Annotated in this window: 24 protein-coding genes; 1 reads left to right on the top strand and 23 read right to left on the bottom strand. The window is 37.1% G+C overall.

What is annotated here, in order from left to right:
- Positions 1-5: 5 nt before the first annotated feature.
- The 23 genes from pgeF to yfmF form a co-directional block, all read right to left on the bottom strand.
- The gene (gene pgeF / locus OXPF_RS10855; RefSeq protein WP_054875231.1) at positions 6-818 is read right to left on the bottom strand and encodes a peptidoglycan editing factor PgeF; all 813 of its coding nucleotides are present in this window, start codon (positions 816-818) and stop codon (positions 6-8) included.
- Between the two features lie 279 nt (positions 819-1,097).
- Positions 1,098-1,553 (bottom strand): transcriptional regulator NrdR, encoded by a 456-nt coding sequence (nrdR, locus tag OXPF_RS10860; protein ID WP_054875232.1) that lies wholly within the window; start codon positions 1,551-1,553, stop codon positions 1,098-1,100.
- A gap of 117 nt (positions 1,554-1,670) precedes the next feature.
- Complete coding sequence (locus OXPF_RS10865) at positions 1,671-1,934, bottom strand: YlmC/YmxH family sporulation protein (protein ID WP_054875233.1); 264 nt, start codon at positions 1,932-1,934, stop codon at positions 1,671-1,673.
- A 109-nt stretch (positions 1,935-2,043) separates the two neighbouring features.
- The gene (gene sigG / locus OXPF_RS10870) at positions 2,044-2,817 is read right to left on the bottom strand and encodes an RNA polymerase sporulation sigma factor SigG (protein ID WP_054875234.1); all 774 of its coding nucleotides are present in this window, start codon (positions 2,815-2,817) and stop codon (positions 2,044-2,046) included.
- A 147-nt stretch (positions 2,818-2,964) separates the two neighbouring features.
- On the bottom strand, positions 2,965-3,660 hold the full coding sequence (gene sigE, locus OXPF_RS10875) for an RNA polymerase sporulation sigma factor SigE (RefSeq protein ID WP_423230583.1): 696 nt from the start codon (positions 3,658-3,660) through the stop codon (positions 2,965-2,967).
- A 50-nt stretch (positions 3,661-3,710) separates the two neighbouring features.
- Complete coding sequence (gene spoIIGA, locus OXPF_RS10880; protein WP_083479846.1) at positions 3,711-4,610, bottom strand: sigma-E processing peptidase SpoIIGA; 900 nt, start codon at positions 4,608-4,610, stop codon at positions 3,711-3,713.
- A 265-nt stretch (positions 4,611-4,875) separates the two neighbouring features.
- On the bottom strand, positions 4,876-5,952 hold the full coding sequence (ftsZ, locus tag OXPF_RS10885) for a cell division protein FtsZ (protein WP_054875236.1): 1,077 nt from the start codon (positions 5,950-5,952) through the stop codon (positions 4,876-4,878).
- Between the two features lie 22 nt (positions 5,953-5,974).
- A complete protein-coding gene (ftsA, locus tag OXPF_RS10890) occupies positions 5,975-7,231 on the bottom strand; it encodes a cell division protein FtsA (RefSeq protein WP_054875237.1) in 1,257 nt (418 codons plus the stop codon).
- Between the two features lie 148 nt (positions 7,232-7,379).
- Complete coding sequence (locus OXPF_RS10895) at positions 7,380-8,111, bottom strand: DUF881 domain-containing protein (RefSeq protein ID WP_054875238.1); 732 nt, start codon at positions 8,109-8,111, stop codon at positions 7,380-7,382.
- Positions 8,101-8,493 (bottom strand): small basic family protein, encoded by a 393-nt coding sequence (locus OXPF_RS10900; RefSeq protein ID WP_054875239.1) that lies wholly within the window; start codon positions 8,491-8,493, stop codon positions 8,101-8,103. Before OXPF_RS10900 ends, OXPF_RS10895 begins: the two co-directional genes overlap by 11 nt.
- Position 8,494: 1 nt before the next feature.
- Positions 8,495-9,214, bottom strand: a complete 720-nt coding sequence (locus OXPF_RS10905) for a DUF881 domain-containing protein (RefSeq protein ID WP_054875240.1) — start codon at positions 9,212-9,214, stop codon at positions 8,495-8,497.
- Positions 9,215-9,228: 14 nt separating this feature from the next.
- Entirely contained in the window at positions 9,229-9,978 is a 750-nt protein-coding gene (locus OXPF_RS10910; RefSeq protein WP_083479850.1) for a cell division protein FtsQ/DivIB, read from the bottom strand.
- 86 nt (positions 9,979-10,064) lie between these two features.
- Positions 10,065-11,315 (bottom strand): UDP-N-acetylglucosamine 1-carboxyvinyltransferase, encoded by a 1,251-nt coding sequence (gene murA / locus OXPF_RS10915; RefSeq protein ID WP_054875242.1) that lies wholly within the window; start codon positions 11,313-11,315, stop codon positions 10,065-10,067.
- A 155-nt stretch (positions 11,316-11,470) separates the two neighbouring features.
- Entirely contained in the window at positions 11,471-12,562 is a 1,092-nt protein-coding gene (gene spoVE / locus OXPF_RS10920) for a stage V sporulation protein E (protein ID WP_054875243.1), read from the bottom strand.
- Positions 12,563-12,584: 22 nt separating this feature from the next.
- Positions 12,585-13,541: a phospho-N-acetylmuramoyl-pentapeptide-transferase gene (mraY, locus tag OXPF_RS10925; protein WP_054875244.1), complete on the bottom strand. Its 957-nt coding sequence runs from the start codon at positions 13,539-13,541 to the stop codon at positions 12,585-12,587.
- A 46-nt stretch (positions 13,542-13,587) separates the two neighbouring features.
- Entirely contained in the window at positions 13,588-15,033 is a 1,446-nt protein-coding gene (locus OXPF_RS10930; RefSeq protein ID WP_054875245.1) for a UDP-N-acetylmuramoyl-L-alanyl-D-glutamate--2,6-diaminopimelate ligase, read from the bottom strand.
- Positions 15,034-15,096: 63 nt separating this feature from the next.
- Entirely contained in the window at positions 15,097-17,268 is a 2,172-nt protein-coding gene (locus OXPF_RS10935; RefSeq protein ID WP_054875246.1) for a stage V sporulation protein D, read from the bottom strand.
- Positions 17,269-17,290: 22 nt separating this feature from the next.
- Entirely contained in the window at positions 17,291-17,812 is a 522-nt protein-coding gene (locus OXPF_RS10940; protein WP_054875247.1) for an FtsB/FtsL family cell division protein, read from the bottom strand.
- Positions 17,813-17,844: 32 nt separating this feature from the next.
- A complete protein-coding gene (gene rsmH, locus OXPF_RS10945) occupies positions 17,845-18,780 on the bottom strand; it encodes a 16S rRNA (cytosine(1402)-N(4))-methyltransferase RsmH (protein WP_054875248.1) in 936 nt (311 codons plus the stop codon).
- 15 nt (positions 18,781-18,795) lie between these two features.
- Complete coding sequence (gene mraZ, locus OXPF_RS10950) at positions 18,796-19,224, bottom strand: division/cell wall cluster transcriptional repressor MraZ (RefSeq protein WP_054875249.1); 429 nt, start codon at positions 19,222-19,224, stop codon at positions 18,796-18,798.
- A gap of 242 nt (positions 19,225-19,466) precedes the next feature.
- Positions 19,467-19,604 (bottom strand): aspartyl-phosphate phosphatase Spo0E family protein, encoded by a 138-nt coding sequence (locus tag OXPF_RS21805; protein ID WP_083479852.1) that lies wholly within the window; start codon positions 19,602-19,604, stop codon positions 19,467-19,469.
- A 159-nt stretch (positions 19,605-19,763) separates the two neighbouring features.
- On the bottom strand, positions 19,764-21,047 hold the full coding sequence (gene yfmH / locus OXPF_RS10955) for an EF-P 5-aminopentanol modification-associated protein YfmH (protein ID WP_054875250.1): 1,284 nt from the start codon (positions 21,045-21,047) through the stop codon (positions 19,764-19,766).
- The gene (gene yfmF, locus OXPF_RS10960) at positions 21,034-22,323 is read right to left on the bottom strand and encodes an EF-P 5-aminopentanol modification-associated protein YfmF (protein ID WP_054875251.1); all 1,290 of its coding nucleotides are present in this window, start codon (positions 22,321-22,323) and stop codon (positions 21,034-21,036) included. The genes yfmH and yfmF overlap by 14 nt, the downstream gene beginning before the upstream one ends.
- A gap of 208 nt (positions 22,324-22,531) precedes the next feature.
- On the opposite strand from yfmF, the gene ychF reads away from it, so the two are divergent.
- Positions 22,532-23,629: a redox-regulated ATPase YchF gene (gene ychF / locus OXPF_RS10965; RefSeq protein WP_054875252.1), complete on the top strand. Its 1,098-nt coding sequence runs from the start codon at positions 22,532-22,534 to the stop codon at positions 23,627-23,629.
- Positions 23,630-23,647 lie beyond the last annotated feature (18 nt).

Genomic DNA, 23,647 nt, shown 5'->3' on the forward strand with positions numbered 1-23,647 from the left:
TCCTGTTATATTAGCTTGAGCATGGAAACCATTCTTCCTGTCTGCGAGCCATCTCTTCTGTAAGAGTAAAACTCATTATGATTACAACTTGTACATAGGTTACTGTTTATTATTTTTTTACTTTGTATACCTTTTAATAAAAGCTGCTTATTTATCGCATTCCACAAATTTAGTTTGTATCTTTCCTTATATTTAATTATAATTTCCTCATCTTTGCCGAATAAATTCACGAATTTATCTTTGACGTCACCGTTAACCTCAAAACAGCAAGGTCCGATAGAAGGACCTATTGCAGCAATTATATCTTCCCCGGATGTGCCGTAAGTTTTATTCATCAACTCAATTGTATTATTGATTATTTTACTCACTACTCCCCTCCATCCTGCATGAATCACTGCAATGGCTTCATTTTTATTATCATAGAGGAAAACAGGCACGCAATCTGCAGTAAAAATACAGAGACCTACTTCCTTTTCGTTGGTAGTTAAAGCATCGATTGCTTTTATGTCACTTTCTTTAATAATTCCTTTGCCGCAGTCTTTTGCAGTTACAACTCTGCAGTTACTGCCATGAACCTGGTCTGTTAATACCAGTTCATCCATTTCAAATCCTGCCGCATGGCACAGTATTTTAATATTTTCATCTATTTTATATTTTTCATCCCCTGATTTATATCCGGTATTTAAAGAATAGAAGGTTCCTTCACTTACTCCACCAATGCGGGTTGAAGTTATTGCCTTTACTTTGTTGCTTTGCCCAAATCCATCAACTGAATAGAAGGCTGCGTTGTTATCAATATTATATTTAAATCCTGCCATATTATCCTCCCATCAGTCTGACCGGGTTGATAAGTTAAAATCAGATGAAATTTTATTATATAAAAGATTAAAATAATAACCCATTATTAAAATAATTATTCATGAAATTTGCATAGCAAATTTCATGTCAAATGAATTCAAGTGATGATATCACTGAATTCATTATACCATAACCATATTATTTACTGTAAAATCCATGTTAAATAATAGCTAAAATTAATCATGATGCAAAATATCCTCTGATTAATTCATTAATATATAATCAGAGGATACTTTGCATCATTTTTCTTTTATAATTTTATTAAGCTCGTCCATAAATGTATTGATATCTTTAAATTGCCTGTAAACCGAGGCAAATCTCACATAGGATACTTCGTCTATTTCTCTTAATTTGCTCATTACCATTTCACCGATTTTTTTGCTGGTTATCTCCTGATCCAAGGAGTTGTATACCGTTTTTTCAATATCGTCAACAAGCTGTTCAAGCTCGCTTATGGATACCGGTCTTTTTTCACATGCTCTTAAAAGCCCGTTAAGTATCTTCCTTTTGTTAAACGTTTCCCTTAATCCGTCCTTCTTTATAACAAGGACTGGAATGGTTTCAATGGTCTCATATGTAGTAAACCTCTTAAAGCACTTAAGGCACTCTCGTCTTCTTTTTATGGAAGCATCATCTTCAGTCGGTCTTGAATCAATGACCTTTGTTTCTCCATAACTGCAATATGGGCATTTCATAAAACCCACCCCTTAAAAAGTGTATTATGTATATTTATCCTGCATCTTTTATGTATTGAAATTATATTCGACAATATATAGAATGTCAAGGCTTTAACCTCTTACAATCATATTGAATTATTCATCATTATCCTTAAATCCCATATCGTTATCCGTATCCACCAATATTACGTCTACTCCCACTTTTTTAATCTGATTCCAGGGTATTACTATTTCTTTTTCCTTACTGAAGAAGTTTATGAATCTGCCCGGGCCGGGTATTATGATGGAGGTTATCCTGCCTTCTTCAAAATCTATCTCAACATCCGTCACCACTCCCAGTTTTCTTCCGTCTCTTAAATTAACCACTTCTCTGTCTCTTATATTAGCAGCATTAATCATTCTATCACCACCTTGATATATTTTATTCCGGCATGTGTAATAATTATGAATCCAATTAAAATATAAAAAGCTTCCCGAAAGGGAAGCCATTAATTAATCAATATAAGGTTTAAACATACTTTCTCATGTGTTTTAATGCTGTTTTTTCCAGCCTGGATACCTGGGCCTGGGAAATTCCTATTTCCTCTGCTACCTCCATTTGTGTCCTGCCTTCGAAAAATCTCAATGTAAGTATGAGTTTCTCTCTGTCGTTTAATTTTCTTAAGGCTTCCCTTATGGAAATGCCCTGCAGCCAGTTTTCATCCTGATTTTTGGTGTCGCTTATCTGGTCCATCACAAAAATTGCGTCTCCACCGTCGTGATAAATGGGTTCAAACAGCGAAATAGGATCCTGTATTGCATCAAGTGCGAAGACTATTTCTTCCCTTGGTATTTTAAGCTCCTTTGCAATTTCTCCTATGTTAGGTTCCTTGTTATTTTTATTTATTAGTTTATCTCTAACCTGAAGGGCTTTATATGCAATATCCCTTAAGGAACGGCTCACCCTTATGGAATTATTGTCCCTTAAATACCTTCTTATCTCTCCTATAATCATAGGGACTGCATAGGTTGAAAACCTTACATTCTGGCTTAAGTCGAAATTATCGATGGCCTTAATTAGGCCGATACATCCTACCTGAAATAAGTCATCCACATATTCTCCTCTGTTATTGAACCTCTGAATGACGCTTAAAACCAGCCTTAAGTTTCCTTTTATAAATTCATCCCTTGCACTATTGTCTCCATTGCGCATTTTGATGAGAAGTTCCCTCATTTTTTCATTATTCAAGACAGGAAGCTTAGATGTATTGACACCGCATATTTCAACTTTATTAATTATCATGAAGCATCTCATCCCTTTCCGCTGTATTAATATTTTAATTATTACCTCACCATGTTTTTTTATTCACTGTAAAATATGGTATATAATTCCTAACAAATTATTATTGTAAAAACTTCGTGAAAATTAAAAATGGTACAAGGTTTAACCTTATACCATTTTATTTATTTCTTTTTTCAGCCTTTTTATTATCCTCTTTTCTAGTCTTGATATATAAGACTGAGATATCCCCAGCATATCAGCAACTTCTTTTTGGGTTTTTTCTCCCCCGCCATACAAACCAAACCTTAGCTCCATTATCTTCTTTTCCCTGTTTGAAAGCCTTCTCATAGCGATGGATAAAAGCTCTTTATCCACCTCATCCTCTATATAATGATAAATAAGATCATTATCTGTGCCAAGAATATCTGAGAGCAAAAGCTCATTGCCGTCCCAGTCAATATTTAAGGGCTCATCAAAGGAAATTTCCGACCTTATTTTGCTGTTCCGCCTCAAATACATGAGTATTTCATTTTCGATGCATCTTGATGCATAAGTAGCAAGCTTTATCTTTTTATCCGGATCGAAAGTATTTACTGCTTTTATAAGCCCTATGGTACCTATTGATATTAGATCCTCCACGCCCACACCAGTATTTTCAAATTTACGGGCAATGTAAACTACCAGCCTTAAATTTCTTTCAATAAGTATAGTTCTTACCTTTACGTCGCCGCATTTTAATTGTGATACCAGATCTATTTCCTCTTCCTTATTAAGTGGCGGCGGAAGGGCGTCATTTCCCCCCATGTAAAATATGTTCTCATATTTGAGCAGATTGAATTTCCTTAAAAATTCTATAAATTTTATTACAATTAATAGCCTTATGCCCGTGAATTTCAATCTCACAATAATTCCCCCTATTTTATAATCTCCGGATACAACAAACCACCATATTCGCCGTTTTTGGAAATCTTACTATGATATATTCCTACAATTACATCCTTTATCTCAAAGTTCTTATTTTTTTGATGAAGTACTATTAAATCAGGCCTTAAACCTACAAGCATCCCATTTTGTTTTCCAAGAGATGTATAAGGGATAAGTCTTAACCTGTTTATCCAGTCGGTATTATCCATTAAACTGCCTAATACCGTAAAGTCTATATCATGTCCACTCTGATTAAATATTGAAGATAATTTATCCGGAAGTATATCTTTTATTATGTCATATTCTATGACTATTACCGGGAAGCCGGTTATGGGGTCTTTCAGGCTGTTTCCGGTGTCTAAGATTGCTTCGACAGATATTTCTTTATCATCAAGTTTGATATTTACGGTATATTTAAGTTCATCCTTTAATATTTTGCCTTGTATATATCCCCAGCAATATACTAAAAGCAGGTATCCTATTGCAAAGGCTGTGATAAGAAGAGAAAATGGAAAGCCGCTTATGTAAAACATCCCATTTATAATCTGACCCTCTTGCGTAAAATAAAACAGCGCAAAGGCGGCACCTCCGAATGCAAAGGATATTATGTAGAAGATGCCTAAAGCTTTTAAGAAATCCTGCAAAAGCTTTGGGGTGAATGCTATGGTTACCATCAATACCGAAACGGCAATCTTCACAGGCAATATATATAAAATCTCATAGGATGAAAAAAAAGCAGCAATTACGTATACTGCTCCAACAGCAGCGCCTATGAATATTTTCAGCCTGGAAGTTTTTATCTTTGAGAACCTTTGAGTAACTTTTAAAAGCAATAAATTAATGATCAGGTTTTCAAGCAGCAGTACATCAACATACATCTTTTCACCCATTACTTAAATTTTCTTAAACAATATTATACAGGATTTATTTCCAAAATTTTGTCAAAGCATGATTATGATAAAAAAGAATATCATCTATAATTAATACAATTATAGAAGGCTTTCAACATAATGTTTGCCTGTATTGTGAAAACACAAATGAATAATCATGTGAAAATAATTGATATGTCGTTAATTGAGGCTTTTAAGACTTAAAATCAAGTGAAATTAGCGTAATATTATGATAAATAAAAAAAGAAGATGCAAAATTTGCATCTTACTTTCTATTTCTTCTTAGGAATGCAGGTATTTCTAAAATACCGTCATCAAAGGACGAACCGTCACCTTTACCTTCCGGAAAGCCTTTTTCCTGCTTCTTTATTACTTCTTTCAGCATTGCATTCCTGTCAAAGCCGGTGGCAATTACAGTTATTCTTATTTCATCCTGAAGCTTCTCATCAATAACAGCACCAAAGATTATATTTGCATCCGGATCTGCAGCCTGTGATACCAGTTCTGCAGCTTCATTGACTTCAAATAATCCAAGGTTTGCGCCGCCAGTTATATTTAAAAGCACGCCGGTAGCTCCGTTTATTGATGTCTCCAGAAGGGGGCTGTGTATAGCCTGTTTAGCAGCTTCTGTAGCCCTGTTTTCACCGCTGCCTTTTCCGACACCCATATGGGCCAGCCCTGTATTTAACATAATGGTTTTAACATCGGCAAAATCCAGGTTTACAAGTCCGGGTATGGTGATTAAATCCGAAATACCCTGCACACCCTGCTTTAACACATCATCAGCCATTCTGAAAGCATCGATTATGGACGCTTTTTTATCTACAACCTGAAGAAGCCTTTCATTAGGAATGGTTACCAATGTATCCACCCTGTTTCTTAATTCTTCAATACCGTTCTCAGCATGTAAAAGCCTTTTCCTGCCCTCAAATATGAAAGGCTTTGTAACAACACCTACGGTTAAGATACCCAGCTCTTTTGCAGCCTGAGCTACCACAGGAGCGGCTCCCGTACCTGTTCCACCGCCCATACCTGCCGTTATAAAAACCATATCTGCGCCTTTTAAAACTTCTGTTATCTCTTCCTTGCTTTCTTCGGCTGCTTTTTTTCCTACCTCGGGATTGGCTCCTGCTCCAAGGCCTTTTGTTAGCTTATCTCCAATTTGGATTTTATGCGCAGCCTGTGACATATGCAATGCCTGCTTGTCTGTGTTAACAGCTATAAATTCAACGCCTTTTAAGCCTGAAGATATCATTCTGTTTACGGCGTTGTTTCCGCCTCCGCCAACACCAATAACCTTTATGGATGCAAATTGTTCTATATCAACATCAAAATCTAGCACGGTTTACCCTCCTCCATTTGTTTTAAAAAAAGTCTGTAAAAAAGTCTTTTATCTTTGTTATCACATTTTCGCTTTTTTGTAACGTTTGTTTCTTATTCTTCATTGAAGAATTCACTTCTTCTTCATTTTCATCGTAATTATCCAGCACTGTCTTCTTTTGTTTAGACAGAAGATATTTTACAATGCCTGCTGCATTTGTATACACGGGACTTGCAACTCCCATGTAAGTAGGAGCTTTAATTTTCACAGGCAAGCCTAATATGCTTGAACCTGCCTCAGTTGCTCCTTTTATAAAAGAAACCCCGCCGCCTGTTACTGAAACACCGGCAGCAATGGCCTGTTTATATCCGGAAATCAACAGCTCATTATTTATGAAGTAAAAAATTTCCTGGACTCTGGCCTCGATTATTTCTGTCAATTCCTTATTAGTCACTGTTTTTTTGGTATTTGAAGTACCATTAAGGGGTATATCCTCAATTGAGTCTATATCCAATACCGAAGCACTTCCATATTTTCTTTTCAAAGCCTCCGCTTCTGAAAAAGGAATCTTCAAACCTATGGAAATGTCGTTTGTTATATGGGCTCCCCCGATAGGTAGCATCTTTGTATATACAAGATCCCCATTTATAAAAAATGAGATATCTGTTGTATCACCGCCTATATCTACTAAAGCTACACCAATCTCCTTTTCTTCTTTTGAAAGAGCAATTTCTGATGATGCAATAGGATCAATTATTACGCCGGAAACATTGACACCGCTTTTTTCCACGCTTTTAACCAGATTCTGAATATTTGAAGTCAGAACTGTAATAATATACACTTCCGCCTCTAGTCTGACCCCAACCATTCCTACCGGATCCTTTATGTTATCGGAATTATCAACAGTATAGCAAAGAGGGATGACACCTATTATTTCTCTTTCCACAGGCATCTTAATAACTCTTGCCACATCCAGTACTCTTTCCAAATCTTCCTGGGTTATCTCGCCGTCATCTCGTGAAATTGTAATAATGCCTCTATTTCTAACGAGGGAGGCATGTCCTCCGCATAAATTTATAAAAGCTGACTTGATTTCCATTCCGGACATTAGCTCAGCTTGAATAACAGAATTCTTTATGGCCTCAACGGTTTCATCTATATTAACAACTACACCCTTTTTTAGTCCCTTGCACTCGGTAATACCCACGCCTAATATCTGAAGGCTGTCTTTTTTGTTATTACCCAGTACTGTACAAACTTTAGAGGAGCCGATGTCTATTCCAACAGAAAAATCATTCATTTAATAAAACTGCCCCCTTCTAACTATCCTCCCTTTTTCTAATATAAATTCAACACAAAATCTGATTATCCTTTTTTATTTTTAACATTTTTATTAATTTTCTATAAAAGCATTTTAAGAGGGTTCACGGGATTACAAGTCTTATAACCTAGTCTTCTTTTAACTGTTTCATGTAATAATAATCTATGTTTCTGTCATATTTCAATATCTTTAATTCATTTTCCTTTTTATAGCTAATATCAAGCTCTCTTGCTTCCAGCCATCTGTAAAAGCTGTATTCGTCTTCCATAGAATGTGATAAGGCTTCCAAGTCTCCTATAGCCTTTATTATATATGGCGGTACAAGTTCAAGACCGTTAACATATATAATAGGCCCTCCGCAATATATGTCTGAATTATATATAATTCTCTGATCGTTTATGGAAATGGTTTCCGCCCCTGCATTTTTAAGCTCCCATATTAACTGCAGAATATCGTAATCATGTACCAGCCCCAATTCTCCGATGTCCCTGTCATCGATAATTTTACCGTAGTTGGGATTGTCAGACAAAGAGATTACCACTCCTGTACCGTAAACACCGGTTAACCCGATTTCAAAGTCAATTTTACTCAATTCATCGGTAAGAGTACTCACAGTATCCGCATAAGACTGGCCTGAGTTGCTGTATCCGTCAACCTTTTGTGCCAGATTTAATCTTTTCTCATTCAGTATGCTAATTTCATCTGTAATCTGCCTTAATTCCGCTGAAAGCTCCTGATAGCTTTCCAGGGTTAAAATCTCTATTGGCATAAATTTGCCAATGCTTAATTGTGAAGCCAGAAGGAAACCTAATATGACGCTGGTTAAAAGAACCAGTAATTTTGACTCATTAAGCTTCATCCCTGTCTCCCCCAGACCTCTCTTCATCTTCGGCTTTCTTTTTCTTTCTGTCCCTTAAATTCTGGATTATTTCTCTCCTCATTACGGCAAAGTTCTGGAACAGCCTTCCGCCAAAGGTTATAACTGCAGCTAAGTAGATAGGCACATTAAGCCTGTCGCCTAAATATGCCAGGCCTGCGGCTAAAACGGCGTTCCCGAAAAAACCGGAAATAAATATATCAGTATCGAATTTACCTTCAAGGCTTGACCTAATCCCGCCGAAAACTGAGTCTAGACATGCCAGTATAGCGACTGACATATATGATGAATATGAAGAGGGTAAATTTATAGGTAATAAAACCCCTAATATTATGCCTATTATAAGTCCAATCAACGGTACCATATTACTCACCTTCTTTTACTGGTATAACATATTTAAAATCAATTACTTTATTATATTTAAGTATGACTACATTATCGGATTTCTGTATAGTACACCCGATGCCGCTGTTCACTAACTCCTGCCTAATGCCCCCAGCCATATTCATTGCCGATTCCAATATCACAGGGTCCCCAATTGCTTTAATCTCAAATTCCTCAAAGGCTGAATATCTTACGTCGTTTATAATTATCATAGAACCCGCATCCCTTATCTGGGTTGTGCTGACTATCCTCTGATTGTTTACCATTATGGCTTCAGCCCCTGATGCATTAAGTTCGTTTAATACTAAAAGCAAGTGAATAAAGCTTACAGGCACAAGGTTTATATTATCGAGATTCTGCATCTGAGGAGTTACTTTTATAATGACTCCCGGTCCTTCAACCTTGGTAAGTCCGCCTATAATCCTTACCCTGTCAAGTTCTCTTTTAAGGCTGTTTGTAATTGCATCGGTATTAGAAACGGAATTTTCAAATTCCTCTATTTTAAGTTCCAGATCTCTTACGTTTTTCTCCATATCTTCCTTTTGTTTTTTTGCTTCATTGAGCTCATTTGTAAGCTCAAGTATTCTCTTTGATGAAGCAAGCGTGGAAATATTTTTAACTGCCCGAAACTGATATGCCAGCATCAAACCCAATACTATGCACACCACAGCCACATATAATTGCGCCTTAAATGACTTCATTTCTATCCCCCCAATTATTCCTGCCTGAATACAGGATTGCCGTCGAAGCTCACATCTATGGTACCTTTTAATCCTTTTATACTGTCATCCTGCTCTAGAATAGCTCTGGATACTTTAATTTTATATTCTATATTTTCAATGCTGCCCAGCTTTATATTTATATCCTGTGCAGTCTTTATGATAATTGACATTAGATTGTTCATATCTATACCCTTTATTATAGCAGAAAAATCATCCTTGGCTATATTATCGAAAATTTTTAAGAAAACGTTAAGCTTTCTTTCATCCGACAATACCATGGTTTTGCCAGGGATGGCCTCAGTAATATCAAGTCCTTCTACAGCAGGCAAACTTATGCCCGAGACAGAATCCAAAACTTCAATAACAACTCCTTTTTTATCAATGGTTACAAAGTCTTCTCCGAAAGTACTTATGGCAGCCGATTGTCTTTCCTGCACACTAATATAAATATTGCCAAATAACGTTCTTTTAATATCACAGGATTCTATATATGAATTTGTTAATACATTTTGGGTAATTTCTCTCATATTAAGCCTTAAAAGATTATCTCCATATTCAATGCCCGACAACTCAATAATCTTATCCTCGGTACAGACAACATTGCCTTCAACAATTATATCCTTTACCTTTATTACAGGTGTTGTAAATAAATATATTGTTGCAGTACAAGTTATTATCAAAAGCATGCACATTCTAAATCGTAATTTACGTCTCCTTATTCTCTTTTTAATGTCGTTATACATAACTTCCACCTCTACATAGGTTGTCCTTTTTTATGTGTATAAAAAGCAGCCCGGCAACTTGTGCTTGTAGCTGCTCATCTATATTTTTACTCTCTAATTATATCGGCACCTATACTTTGAAGATTCACATGGAAATTTTCATATCCCCTGTCAATATGTTCTATGTCTTCCACAACCGTAGTGCCTTCGGCGCACAGTCCTGCAACCACCAGGGCGGCACCGCCTCTTAAATCCCTTGCAATTACATTGGCACCCATCAACTTATTCCTTCCCCTTATAACTGCAATCCTGCCGTCCACCTTAATATTAGCTCCCATGCATATCAAGTCTTCCACATGCTTGAACCTGTTTTCAAATACTGTTTCTATTATAACAGATGTTCCCTTAGCCTTGCTAAGAAGGGCCATAATAGGTGCCTGCAAATCAGTGGGAAAGCCGGGATAGGGCAATGTCCTTATAGTATCGATAGCTCTTAGCTTATTTTTTACGTTCAATTTTACAGAATTTTGTCCAGTCCTTAATATGCAGCCGCTTTCTTTTAACTTGGCAATCATTGGCTGTATATGTTCTATATTTACATTTTCTAACTCAATATTCCCTGATGTTGCAGCTCCTGCTATAAGGTAAGTTCCTGCAACGATTCTGTCTGGAATGATAGTATGCTCTACAGGATTTAAGGATTCCACACCTTCAATCCTTATATTATTTGTACCGGCGCCGCTTATTTGGGCACCGGATTTGTTTAAAAAGCTCTGAAGATCTGCTATTTCGGGCTCCTTTGCAGCATTTCTTATTATAGTTATACCCTTTGCAAAAACTGCTGCCAGTATAATATTTTCAGTCGCTCCCACACTGGGATAATCTAAGTGTATCTCTGTTCCTTTCAAATCAGGAGCTTCGCAAAATATGGTCCCATGGGACTCGTTGATTTTAACACCAAGCTGCTCAAGGCCTTTCAAATGCAAATCTATGGGGCGGGGTCCTATGTCGCATCCTCCCGGAAAGCAAATGTTGGCCTTCTTAAGCCTGGATAACAGAGCCCCTAAAAGCACAATTGACGACCTCATCTTTCTGACCAGACTATCCGGCACCTCATGCTTTATTTCCCCGGAAGAATCTATTATAACCGTGTTGCCTTCCTTCTTGACATTACATCCGAGAATTTTTAATAATTCAATCATTATTTCCATGTCCTTCAGATCAGGACAATCATGTATTATGTTCTCACTGCCATTTAAAATAGTAGCAGCAAATATTGGAAGTACAGAGTTTTTAGCCCCGCTTATTCTTATGCGGCCCTCAATCTTCCTGCCGCCTTGTATGATATACCTGCTCAATATTACACCCCCAAAAAGCAGCAAAGTCAATATGATACTTAAGACACATATTATACTATGCAAGCTTTGACGTGAGTGTTACTTGATAAATGTTAGGGTATACACCTTCTCTTTTTAGGTGATAAATCCAGGGTAACCGAAGGTATGCCTCCAACTTATGCTTTTTCGTATCTGGATATATTAAGCAGTATTCCTACGGCTGCCATCATAAAAGTAAGAGAAGAACCTCCATAACTTATAAAAGGCAGCGGTATTCCCGTTATGGGCATTGATGATGTTGCTACCGCAATATTTATCAAAGTCTGTACCGCTATAAGGGAGGTTATTCCTGCGGCCAAAAAACTTCCGAAATTATCCGGAGCATTTATGGCAATTTTTATACCCCTCCATATCAATATTAAAAATAAAATCATTATGGAAGATGCTCCCAAAAACCCCAGTTCTTCGCCTATGATGGAAAATATAAAATCCGTCTGGGGCTCGGGTATGTAAAAAAACTTTTGATGGGATTTACCTAAGCCTGCTCCCATAAGTCCCCCCGAACCTATAGCTAAAAGGGATTGTATTGCCTGATAACCTGTGTCTAGCGGATCCTTCCAGGGGTCTAAAAATGCAGTAAACCTTCTGTACCTGTAATCCTCTGACATTGTGAATACAACTGCCGCCGCACTTCCTAAAAGAGCTAACATTGTTAGATGTCTCTTCCTTGCACCTGCTGCTATCAGCATAAAGAAAACCACAATTAAAACAGTACCGGCAACACTTAAGTTTGGCTCAATCAGTATAAGTGCGAAGATAAGTCCCCCTACTAGTACAAAAGGAAGGACTCCATTTACAAAGTTTTTAATCTTATCTTTCTTCTCGGTTAAACCGCTTGCCATATATAATATCACGGCAAACTTTGCAACCTCGGAAGGCTGAAGACTTAAATTCCCCATTCCTATCCATCGCCTTGCACCGTTTCTTTCAGGCATGAATAAAACTACGATGAGCAATATAATTGCAAGTATAAGAAGAGGTTTGGACAGCTTCTTCAAATTGTGATAATCGAAATTCATTGTAAATACCATGGCCAATAATCCCATTCCTGCCCATGCAAGCTGTCTTTTAAATGTATAAAAAGCATCCTTATGGTATGCCAAATCTGTTACCGAACTTGCGCTGAAAACCATAACCAGGCCTATTGCAAGCAGGGCAAATACCATAAGCATAAGAAAAAAATCACATGAACCTCGTTTTCTTGCCATTATGAACCTCCTTAAGGTTAACTTACGATAAGCCTAAAAAACCTATCAGACAAAAAAGAACAGTAACTATACTAAAGGTCGCAACCACTTTTGTCTCATGCCACCCCGACAATTCGAAATGATGATGTAATGGGCTCATTTTAAATATTCTTTTTCCCGTCTTTTTAAAATAGACTACCTGTATAATTACCGATAAAGCCTCTAAAACATAGATTATGCCAACTATGGGGACATAAAGAATCAAGCCGGTTAATACCGCCAATGCGGCAACGGCACCTCCTAAAGCCAAAGAACCCGTGTCTCCCATAAAAACAACAGCAGGATAGGAATTATATCTTAAAAATCCGATACATGCACCAACCAGAGCAGCTGAAAATACAGAAAGTTCGTCCATATTAAAAGCATAGCATACAAAAACAAAGAAAATGGCAACAATCATTGTCACTGTGGAAGCCAGACCGTCCAGTCCGTCGGATAAATTTACACTGTTAACTATGGCGACAACAACAAATATGACAAAGGGTATGTACCAAATGCCAAGATCAACTGTGTTTCGGGTAAAAGGTATCATTACCTTGCTGCCCACAGAGGGATTTAAGTAAGCATAGACCGAGAGCAAAGTTGCAAGAGCCACCTGTCCTATAATCTTTTGATATGCTCTTAAGCCTAGGGATCTGCTCTTTATTATACTGATTCCGTCATCCAATAACCCGATTATTCCATATCCTAATGTGGAAACCAAGGCAACGGCATGAGGTCCTCTTAAGTCTTTATTTATGAATAATGTAGCAATGCAGACGGATAAAAGAGTTATAACTCCGCCCATGGTGGGAGTTCCGGATTTTTGAAGATGAGAGCGGGGGCCGTCTTCTCTTATGTTCTGGCCAAACTTTAAAATCCTCAATATAGGGATTAGCACCGGACCTAATATAATTCCCGTCAAAGCTGCGATTAATATTGAATAAACTATTCTGCTCAATTTTATTACCTTCTTCCACACATTCTCTACTACAGTATTTACTGAATTACATCTGGTTTAGTATTTCATTGATTATTTGTTTCTCATCAAAATCTATGGTTTTATCCTTTAAAACCTGGTATGTTTCATGGCCTTTTCCCGCCACTACTATAACATCGCCTTCTTTACCTAAGTTTATGGCTCTCTTTATAGCTTCTTTCCTGTCGGGTATGACAAAATACTCTTTGTTTATCTTTATCACTCCCGGCAGTATATCTTTAATTATGGCTTCCGGATCTTCTGAACGGGGATTATCCGATGTGACAATTGCAATCTCCGACAATTTTGCCGCCACTTCACCCATAATAGTCCTTTTGGTTTTGTCACGGTCTCCGCCGCAGCCGAAAATTGTAATGACTCTACCCTGCACGTACTCCCTCACAGTATTTAATATATTCTCCAAACCATCGGGAGTATGAGCATAATCAATAATAACCGTAAATCCTCTGCCGCTGTCTATTACTTCCGACCTTCCGGGCACTCCTTTTATTTCTTCCAACCCCTTCTTTATATCTTCTAAGGATATGCCTTCGCTTATACATGAGGCAGCTGCAGCCAGTGCATTGTAAACGTTGAATCTTCCCGGCATGGGCAGCATTATTTCCTTTTTTTCCTCTTTGTAATTCAATATAAACTTTGAAAAATTTGCCGTTATCTCAACATCTGTTGCCCATACATCTGCCCTTTCCTTTTCCGCATAGGTTATAACTGGAATTTCTATATTATCCTTCATTTTCCTCCCATATTCATCATCAATATTTATAATGGCAGTCTTTGATGATTTGAATAATTTCAATTTTGCATTGAAATAATTTTCAAAGGTTTCATGAAAGTCCAGATGGTCCCGGGTCAGATTTGTGAAAATACCGGAGTTGAAGCTTAAACCTGCCACCCTTTTTAATTCCAGTGAATGAGAAGATACTTCCATTATGCAATAATGGGTTTTCAATTGACGCATCTCACTAAAAAGTACTTGAAGGTCATAGGATTCGGGGGTAGTGCGACTTGCATCAATTGCCTTATTCCCAATTATATTGGAAATAGTCCCTAAAATAGATACATTATAGCCGCATCTATCCAGTATGGATTTTATCAGATATGTTGTAGTGGTTTTGCCGTTTGTTCCTGTCACGCCAATGAGCTTCACATTTTTTGAAGGATGTTCAAAAAATGCGGCTGAAGCTAAAGCCAGCGCCATCCTGGAATCACCAACCTTTATGGCTGTAACTCCATCAGGCAAGTGCCCTTCTTTCTCAAGTATTATAGCTTTAGCACCTTTTTTTACGGCATCATTAATAAAATCATGACCGTCAGCTTTAAAGCCTTTTATGCAAACAAACAGGTAACCTTCTTTAACCGCTCTTGAATCGTAGGCAATTCCTTCTATTTCTTTATCTGAAGTACCTTTTAAAATTGTATGATTTATATTCATCATTATGTCTTTTAGCTTCATATTGGCCTCCTGTGGAATGAAGTATTTAAACATAGGCAGTTAAAAATTAACTGCCCATGCGTATTAATCACCATATATGTCAAAATATGCATCTATCGTTGACCCCGTTGTCACTTCCTCCCCTACCTGGGGCTCCTGTTCCGTGACATATCCGTCACCGATGGCTTTAAGCTTCAAATCCAGTGAGCTTAAAACCTCAGACGCTTCCTTGGGCGACATACCATTTAAGTTTGGTACAATCACTTTATTATTATAATTCTGGCCATTTCCGGTGTAAAGTATAACTTTGGAACCGGACACAACGCTTATGCCGGCTAATGGATTCATATCGATAACAGTTGTTCCCTTATCCTTTACTTCTACTTCAAAACCGCTGTTTTTTAAGTTGTTAACGGCTTCTCTCACAGGCAATCCTATTACGTTGGGTATAACTACTTCTATAACAGGCTTTAAGCTATTGTCGGGTTTCATATTTGCATTGACAAAAATATCTTTGAATATCTGTCCTGCCAGAGGAGCTGCTATCTGTCCAGCATAATAATTGGAAGGGTCCGGTTCATCTATTGAAACATAAACCACATATTTAGGATTATCTGCCGGTGCCATTCCTACAAAGGATGCCACATATTTACCCGAAGCATAGCGTCCGCCCTCTGCTTTTTGGGCAGTACCTGTTTTTCCTGCTATGCTGTATCCTTCAACATATGCTTTTTTCCCTCCACCTACGGATATAACCTTTTCTAAATATCCTCTGAGTTGCTTTGCAACCTCCGGTGATATTACCTGCCTTACCATTTTAGGCTGTGTTTCTTTTTTTTCTATGATGTTGCCGTCTTTATCAACACTTTGAATTTTTTTTACCAGGTGAGGCTCCATCATTTTTCCATCATTGGCTATGATGGAAAATACCGTAGCCATCTGTATGGGTGTTACGGTGATACCTTGCCCGAAGGAAAGATTTGCAAGCTCAACGGGACCCATTTTAGAAACCGGCCTCTTATAACCGCCCTCTTCAAAAGTTACATCTATATTTGTAGGCGTTCCAAATCCAAAGGCTTCTATATATTTATACATTTTTTCTTTTCCAAGCCTCTCTCCTAAGGTCATAAAGCCTATATTGCAGGAGTTTTGAAGGATTTGTGCAAAGTCCTGGGTGCCATGGCCTTTTGTCCTCCAGCACTTTATTCTTCTGTCACCTACTATCATGGAACCTGTACAGGTAAAACGGTCTTTATCGCTTACAACCCCTTCACTTAGTGCTGCAGCGGCAGTTATGACCTTGAAGATGGACCCGGGCTCGTAAGTATAGGTCACAGACCTGTTGCTCCAGGATTTTATTACATCCTGAAAGTCAGTGTGTCCACTCATATCCCGAGGAGTATTGGGATTAAAATCCGGCTTATTTGCCATTGCAAGAACTTCACCATTTGTGGGGTCCATTACAATAGCCGTGACAGCCTTTGCTTTATTGACCAACAAGGCATCCTCAATGGCTTTTTCAACATAAAACTGTATATTTTCATCAATTGTCAATGTTATATCGTTTCCGGCTACTGGCTCTATATATTTTGAAATGTTGTAAGGAAGTTCTCGGCGTACCAAATCCGCCTCCATTATGGACCTGCCAGGTGTGCCTCTTAATTCGCTGTCATATTTAAGCTCTATACCCTCTTGTCCGACACCGTCTACATTGGTAAAGCCAAGCACATTTGACAGGAAACTTCCGTTGGGATAATATCTTTTTGAATCCTCAGATACGATTATACCCGGGAGCTTTAGTTTCCTTATTTCATCTGCCTGGCTTTTCTCAATTCTTCTTTTTATGTTAACGCTATTCATTGGCTTACCGTTAGATAACGTCATATTCAATTTTTTAAGTATATCTTCTTCTTTATCCCCTAAGATTTTTGCTAACTCAGATGCAATCTTTGCTTTTATATCAGGATCTTCAATCTGACTTTTAATTATATCCTTCATGTAAGCGTCCACTCTTTCACAGTTGGCGCTTATAGCCAGCTCATTGCCGTTTCTGTCAAATATTTTTCCTCTTTTGGCATCTATTTTTACATCATTTGTCCATTGTTCAACTGCCAGTTTTTGAAGTTCTGCTCCTTTTACGAGTTGTATGTAGCCTACACGGCCTATGAGTAGAAAAATCAGCAGTGAAATCATAATGAATAAAAATATAACCCTTTTTTTAAAGGTAAGATTAGTTCTGCCATTACCTTCTTTCACAAATATTTATGCCCCCCTGAAACTAATTAAGCATATTGGCTATTTTATCTAACATGCTGACTACCTTTGGCTGCTGGTTATTTTCTGCCATGGTTTCATATTCAGCCGGCAGGCTTACAACAATGGTATCTTGTATCTTTGGCCTTACCATGCTGAGTTCTGAAGTGGCTTCCTTTTCAATTTGTTTTATATCATAGAATTGTAAAAGCTTAAGATTAAGACTTTCATTTTCCTTTTGAGCCTCTGAAATCTCTGTTTTTATATTCCTTACTTGGTTATTCATTTCCATTATCATTGCATATCTTGCAACTACCAAAGTCCCCATGCAAAACATGGTAAGCACAAAGGCAACCAGTCTTAATTTGCTTTTAGCTGATGTCTTCGGTTTTGCTTTTACCTTACTCTTAACATCTGTTTTTACCTTTTCCTTGGCCTTTTTGTTTATATCAATGTAATCATCGTATCTTTCATGTCGTTTTGGAGCCAGTGCGTTATTATTAAAAACTGCGTAATTTGTATCATATGTTTTTTTTGCTACTATCAAATTTATTCACCTCGCACAGCGTTTAGAACTTTTCAAAGTTTTTGTGCCACTCTAAGCTTAGCACTTCTGGACCTTGGGTTTTCTCTTATTTCATCTTCATCAGGAAGTATTGGTTTTCTGGTTAATATGTTAATTTCAGGTTTATTATTGCATATACAAACGGGGAATTCCGGTGGACAGGTACATGGGTTAGCCAGCCTTTTAAATTCATCCTTTACTATTCTGTCTTCCAAAGAATGAAAGGTAATTATGCAAACCCTGCCATTGGGATTCAAAACATCCACTATATTTGGTATAGCCTCTGTTATTTCATCCAATTCCCTGTTGACTGCAATTCTTATTGCCTGGAAGGTTCTTTTTGCCGGGTGAGGCCCTTCGCGCCTTGCTGAAGCTGGTATGGCATTTTTAATTATTTCAACCAGCTGTCCCGTTGTTATTATCTTATTTTTTTCTCTTTCCTTAACAATAAAACTTGCGATTCTCTTAGCCCATCTTTCCTCGCCGTATTCATATATAATCTTTGAAAGCTCATTCTCGGAATATGTGTTTATAATCTCTTTAGCTGTCAATTCAGATGTCATATCCATCCTCATATCCAGGGGCGCATCGTTATTGTAGCTGAATCCCCTTTCGGCGTCATCCAACTGAGGTGAGGATACTCCAATATCCAAAAGCACACCATCCACCTTTTTTATTCCGTTGTCTTCTAAAACCTGTTTCAAATTACTGAAATTACTGTGAATCAGCAACAGTCTGTCCTTATAGTTTTTCAGTTTCTCTTGCGCTGCTTTTAACGCCGTTAAATCTCTGTCTATTCCAATAAGCTTTCCGCCGCTATTTAAAGTTTTGAGTATTTCCAGTGAATGGCCGGCTCCGCCGACTGTTCCATCCACATATATACCATCCTGTTTCCAAACAAGATTTTCTACCGATTGCTTAAGCAATACCGAAACATGATAAAATTCCATATCAATACCTCTTTACTATATCCCCAGCAATGACATCTTATCTGCAATTTCATCGAAATTGACGTTTGAATCGTTGTATTCATCCCATTTTTCCTTGCTCCAAATTTCAAACCTTGTTGATACTCCTATCAAAACAACTTCTTTATCAATTTGAGCATATTCTATGAGATTATTGGGTATAATAACGCGCCCTTGCTTATCCGGAACGCAATCTGCCGCACCGGAAAAGAAGAACCTAGCAAAAGCTCTTGCATCCTTGCTGGATAATGGCAAGTTCTTCAGCTTTTCCTCTAGGTTTGCCCATTCCTCAACTGTATATGCATACAGACAGTTATCAAGACCTTTGGTTATTATGAACCTTTCACCCAGGTCATCCCTGAATTTTGAAGGAATAAATATTCTGTTTTTGGGGTCCATAGTATGCTGGTATTCGCCTATAAACATTTTATCCTCCGAGGGATTTTGCACCACTTTACACCACTTTTATCCACTTTAATCATTAAATTCTATATGATTGATGAAATTCCTTCTATTTTTTTATAAAAAATAAAAAATATTTTTAGTTGATGCATATAAAGAAAGCCCTTGAATTTCAAGGGCCTTTAGATTCCAAGACTCCTTGAATCTCAAGGCTATAGACAATGTAAACAAAAAAATAAAACAGGCAAATTACCTGTTTTAAAATACTAATTTTTATAATAATTATAGAATTCAACTATTAAAACATCCAGCCTTACGCTGATATCATATATAGTATCTTTATCGCCCTGTTCTATGGCATAATAAAGCTTTTGCTTCATGGCATCTATATCTTTTTCAAACACAAAATCACCACCATAAATTATTAGTGGCGTAAGTGGTGTGTCAGCTGTAAATATTTTATAATATATTACATTAATTGTCAATTATGATTATTAATTGTTTTATTAAAGTTGCCTTTGTTGTATTATGCTATTCTGCTCTTTAATATATTACATATTATGTTAATTTGGATAAATTATCGACATGGCTTTGACATCTTCTGTTATATGATTTAAGAATCTGTTTTCTATATCATTATACTCTATTCGTTCCACTGTATCCATATAATCAAAGAGATTTATACCCTTCATTTTATAGGATATAAAATTGCTGCCTATAAATTCATTTGAATTAAAGCTGGCTAAAAAATGTCCTATGAGTTTCTTTTTTATGGTTTCAAATCTCTTCTTGCTTAATATATTTATACCGTCCCTTTTTATATAATCCTCAATTATTTTGCTGACAGTCTCAGGCTCTTTTGATTCTCCGCTTACAATTGAATATCCGTAATCTTTCTCGCTCATAAAATCACTTCCAAAGGAATTATTGATAAGTCCTTTATCATATAGCTCCTTAAATATAGGAGAGCTTTTTCCGAACATGCCTTCTAAGAGGATTTCTGTTTCAATTTCTTTTTGAAGCAGCAAATCCCCTGTAAAGCCTATATCTATATCCTTAAATCCCATAGCAAACAAAGGCCTTGAAATTTCCATTTTCTCTTCCGCATGCTTTTTATTAAGCTTTGCCGGCTCATGAGGATATATCCTTAAGGGCTTTTCTTTTTTACCCTTTTCATACCTTTTTATATTTTCATCAGCAAAACCAATTATCTCTTCAGGTTCCACATCGCCTACCAAAAGAAACACTAAATTTGAAGGGCGGTAAAATGTGTCATAGCATTCATATAATAATTCCTTGCTGATTTCAGATATAGAATAGTAACTTCCTGCAATTTCTTTTTTTACCGGGTGTTTTATATACATGCAATCCAGCAGATTAAAATACACTTTCCAGCTAGGATTATCCTGATACATTTTTATTTCCTGGCCGATTATCTCCTTTTCTCTGTCAATACTCTCATCGGTAAAATAGGGTTCGTGTACATTACGAAACAAAAGCTCAACATTCTTTTTTATATCCGCCGTAGTTGTAAATAGATAAGCCGTAGTTGTGGCATTTGTATAGGCATTAGGCGTTGAACCTAATGCGCCATAATCCTGCAGTAAATTGCCTTCTTTTTTATCAAACATTTTATGTTCTAAAAAGTGGGCTATGCCATCGGGAACCTTAAGGCTTTTATCACTTCCGGGGATTAAAAATTCATTGTCATTAGAGCCGTAATTGACTGCCATGATTCCGTAATACAGGGAATAGCCCTTCTTTGGGATTACATATATATCGAGCCCTGCAGACTGCTTCTCATAGTACAGTTTTTCATCTATGCTTTCATTGTTAATGATATTCATATTTTCTCTCCTTATCCTTTGAGCTTAAAAAGAATATAGTGTCTAATTTTATGCCTTGGGCCGCCTCTATGATATCTTCCTTTTTTACCTTCTCAACTTTTTTCATCATGTCCTCGGGCACTATTTCCTTTCCGTAGAGCATGCCGCCTAAATTATAATCTATCATCAAGGGTACATTGTCGTTGATAGTCTTTAAATCGCTCATGATTTTTTTAATGCTGTTGTCTATCTCGCTATCGGTTATATTCCCTTTCCTCATATCTTCAACCTGCTCTTCTATTATATTAACTGACCTTTCATAGTTTTCTACTTCAATACCGCAGTTTACCAATAGTAACCCCTTGAATTTCTCTATACCCGAATATGCATAATAAGCGAGATTTTCTTTTTCTCTCATATTTAAAAAGAGCTTTGAATTCATTCCGCCTCCTAATATGCCGGTATAGACAGACAAGGCAGGGAAATTTTCATGGGCAAAGGACATATTTGTTCTATATCCCAAGCACAGCTTACCCTGATTTATATCCATGGTTTCATGAAGCAATTGCTTTTCCCTGGTTTCATTTTGCATGTTCAAGTCCCTTATATTCTCTATATTTTCTCTATTTATCACAAATCTTTCTTTAATATAAGATAGTGCTTCTTCTTCGGATACGCTACCGGCAATATATATATCTATGGGATTTTCTCTTAATATTTTCCTGTAATGCTCATAGAGATTGGATGCATTTATTTTTTCAAGCATATAAGGCTCACCGTATTTATATATTTCAAATGGAGTGCCTTTGCAGGATATCTGCATGCAGCGCTCAACTGCATATTGTATCTTGTCATTTTTCCTTGAGGCTATCATGTCCTCTAAGATCTTCTTTTCCGTAACTACATACTCTTCTTTAAAGGAGTTATTTTCAATTATGGGGTTTAATACTATATCGCAAATAAAATCTATTGCCTTTTTAAACATCAAGATATCCTTTACATATTGGCCCTCCACAAACTGAAGGTAAAACAATATGCTCTGGACTTCACCTTTCTTGATTATATCTACTCCAAAGGAAGCTCCATAAAGCTCTTCTAAGTATTCGCTGATAATGGTGGAGTTCTTATAAGTATTGCTGCCGCTTTTAAGAATCCTTGGCAGCAAAGCATTCAAAGCGGCATTTTCGTCAAGATTGTCATTTATATAAAAACACAATGCAGTTGTTTTAAATTTGTTTGTATTATACATATGGATGTTTACATGATCTCCTAATTGCTGTTCTTTAAATAAGTTCATTTGCCTATCCTCTCTTTGGCGCATAATTTTAACTTTCTATATTTAATATTATTTCTATACTTTTTAGCTTTCATCCATCAGTTAGATTTAAAAGCTTCCCTTCATAAATAAGGCTGTAATTTGAAATACTACAATTGTTCGACAAGCTTGAAATAGAAAATACCTTAATGTATAATTGATTAGAACTTAAAACGAAAGGAAGATATCTATGAAGCTTGGGATCGTGGGACTGCCGAATGTAGGAAAAAGCACTCTGTTTAATGCAATAACGAAGGCTGGAGCTGAGGCAGCAAATTATCCATTTTGCACAATTGAACCCAATGTAGGTGTTGTACCCGTGCCCGATGAAAGACTGAACGTCCTGGCACAAATGTATAATCCAAAGAAGGTTACACCCACAACTGTGGAATTTTTAGATATAGCAGGACTGGTAAAAGGCGCAAGCAAAGGTGAAGGGTTAGGAAATAAATTTCTTTCACATATAAGAGAAGTTGAAGCAATAGTTCATGTGGTAAGATGTTTCAGCAATGAGAATATCGTTCATGTAGAGGGCAGTATTGACCCCATAAGAGATATCGAAATTATAAATCTGGAGCTTATACTATCTGATTTGGAGATTATCGATCGAAGATTGGAGAGGTCGGGAAAAGCCGTCAAATCCGGCGACAAGAAAATGCAGAATGAAGTTGTCGTTCTGCAGCAGATTAAAGAGTGTCTTGATAAAGGAAATGCCGTAAGAAGCATGGAATTTAATGAAGATGAACAGCAATTTGTAAAGCAGCTCTTTTTGTTATCCACCAAACCTGTCTTATACGTCTGCAATGTATCCGAGGATGACTTGATTTCTGATATAGAGAGTAACGTTTATGTAAACAAGGTAAAGGAATATGCCGCAAAGGAAAATTCAGGTTCAATAGTCATTTCCGGAAAATTAGAAGAAGAAATTGCTCAGCTGGATGAAAAAGAAAAACAGGAATTTTTATCCGACTATGGACTTGACCAATCCGGCCTTGACAAGCTCATTAAGGAAAGCTATAAACTTTTAGGACTTATAAGTTTCTTAACGGGAGGTCCAGACGAGGTTAGGGCATGGACAATAAAATCCGGCACAAAAGCCCCCCAGGCAGCCGGCAAAATTCATTCCGATATCGAAAGAGGTTTCATACGCGCCGAAGTTGTTCCCTTTGAGCAATTGGTGGAATGCGGCAGCGAAACCGCCGCCAAAGAAAAGGGCTTAATTCGCTCTGAAGGCAAAGAATATATAATGCAGGACGGGGACGTCGTCCTTTTCAGATTCAACGTATAATTTTAAAGGGCTTCAAAA

Source organism: Oxobacter pfennigii (assembly GCF_001317355.1).
GTDB lineage: Bacteria > Bacillota > Clostridia > Clostridiales > Oxobacteraceae > Oxobacter > Oxobacter pfennigii.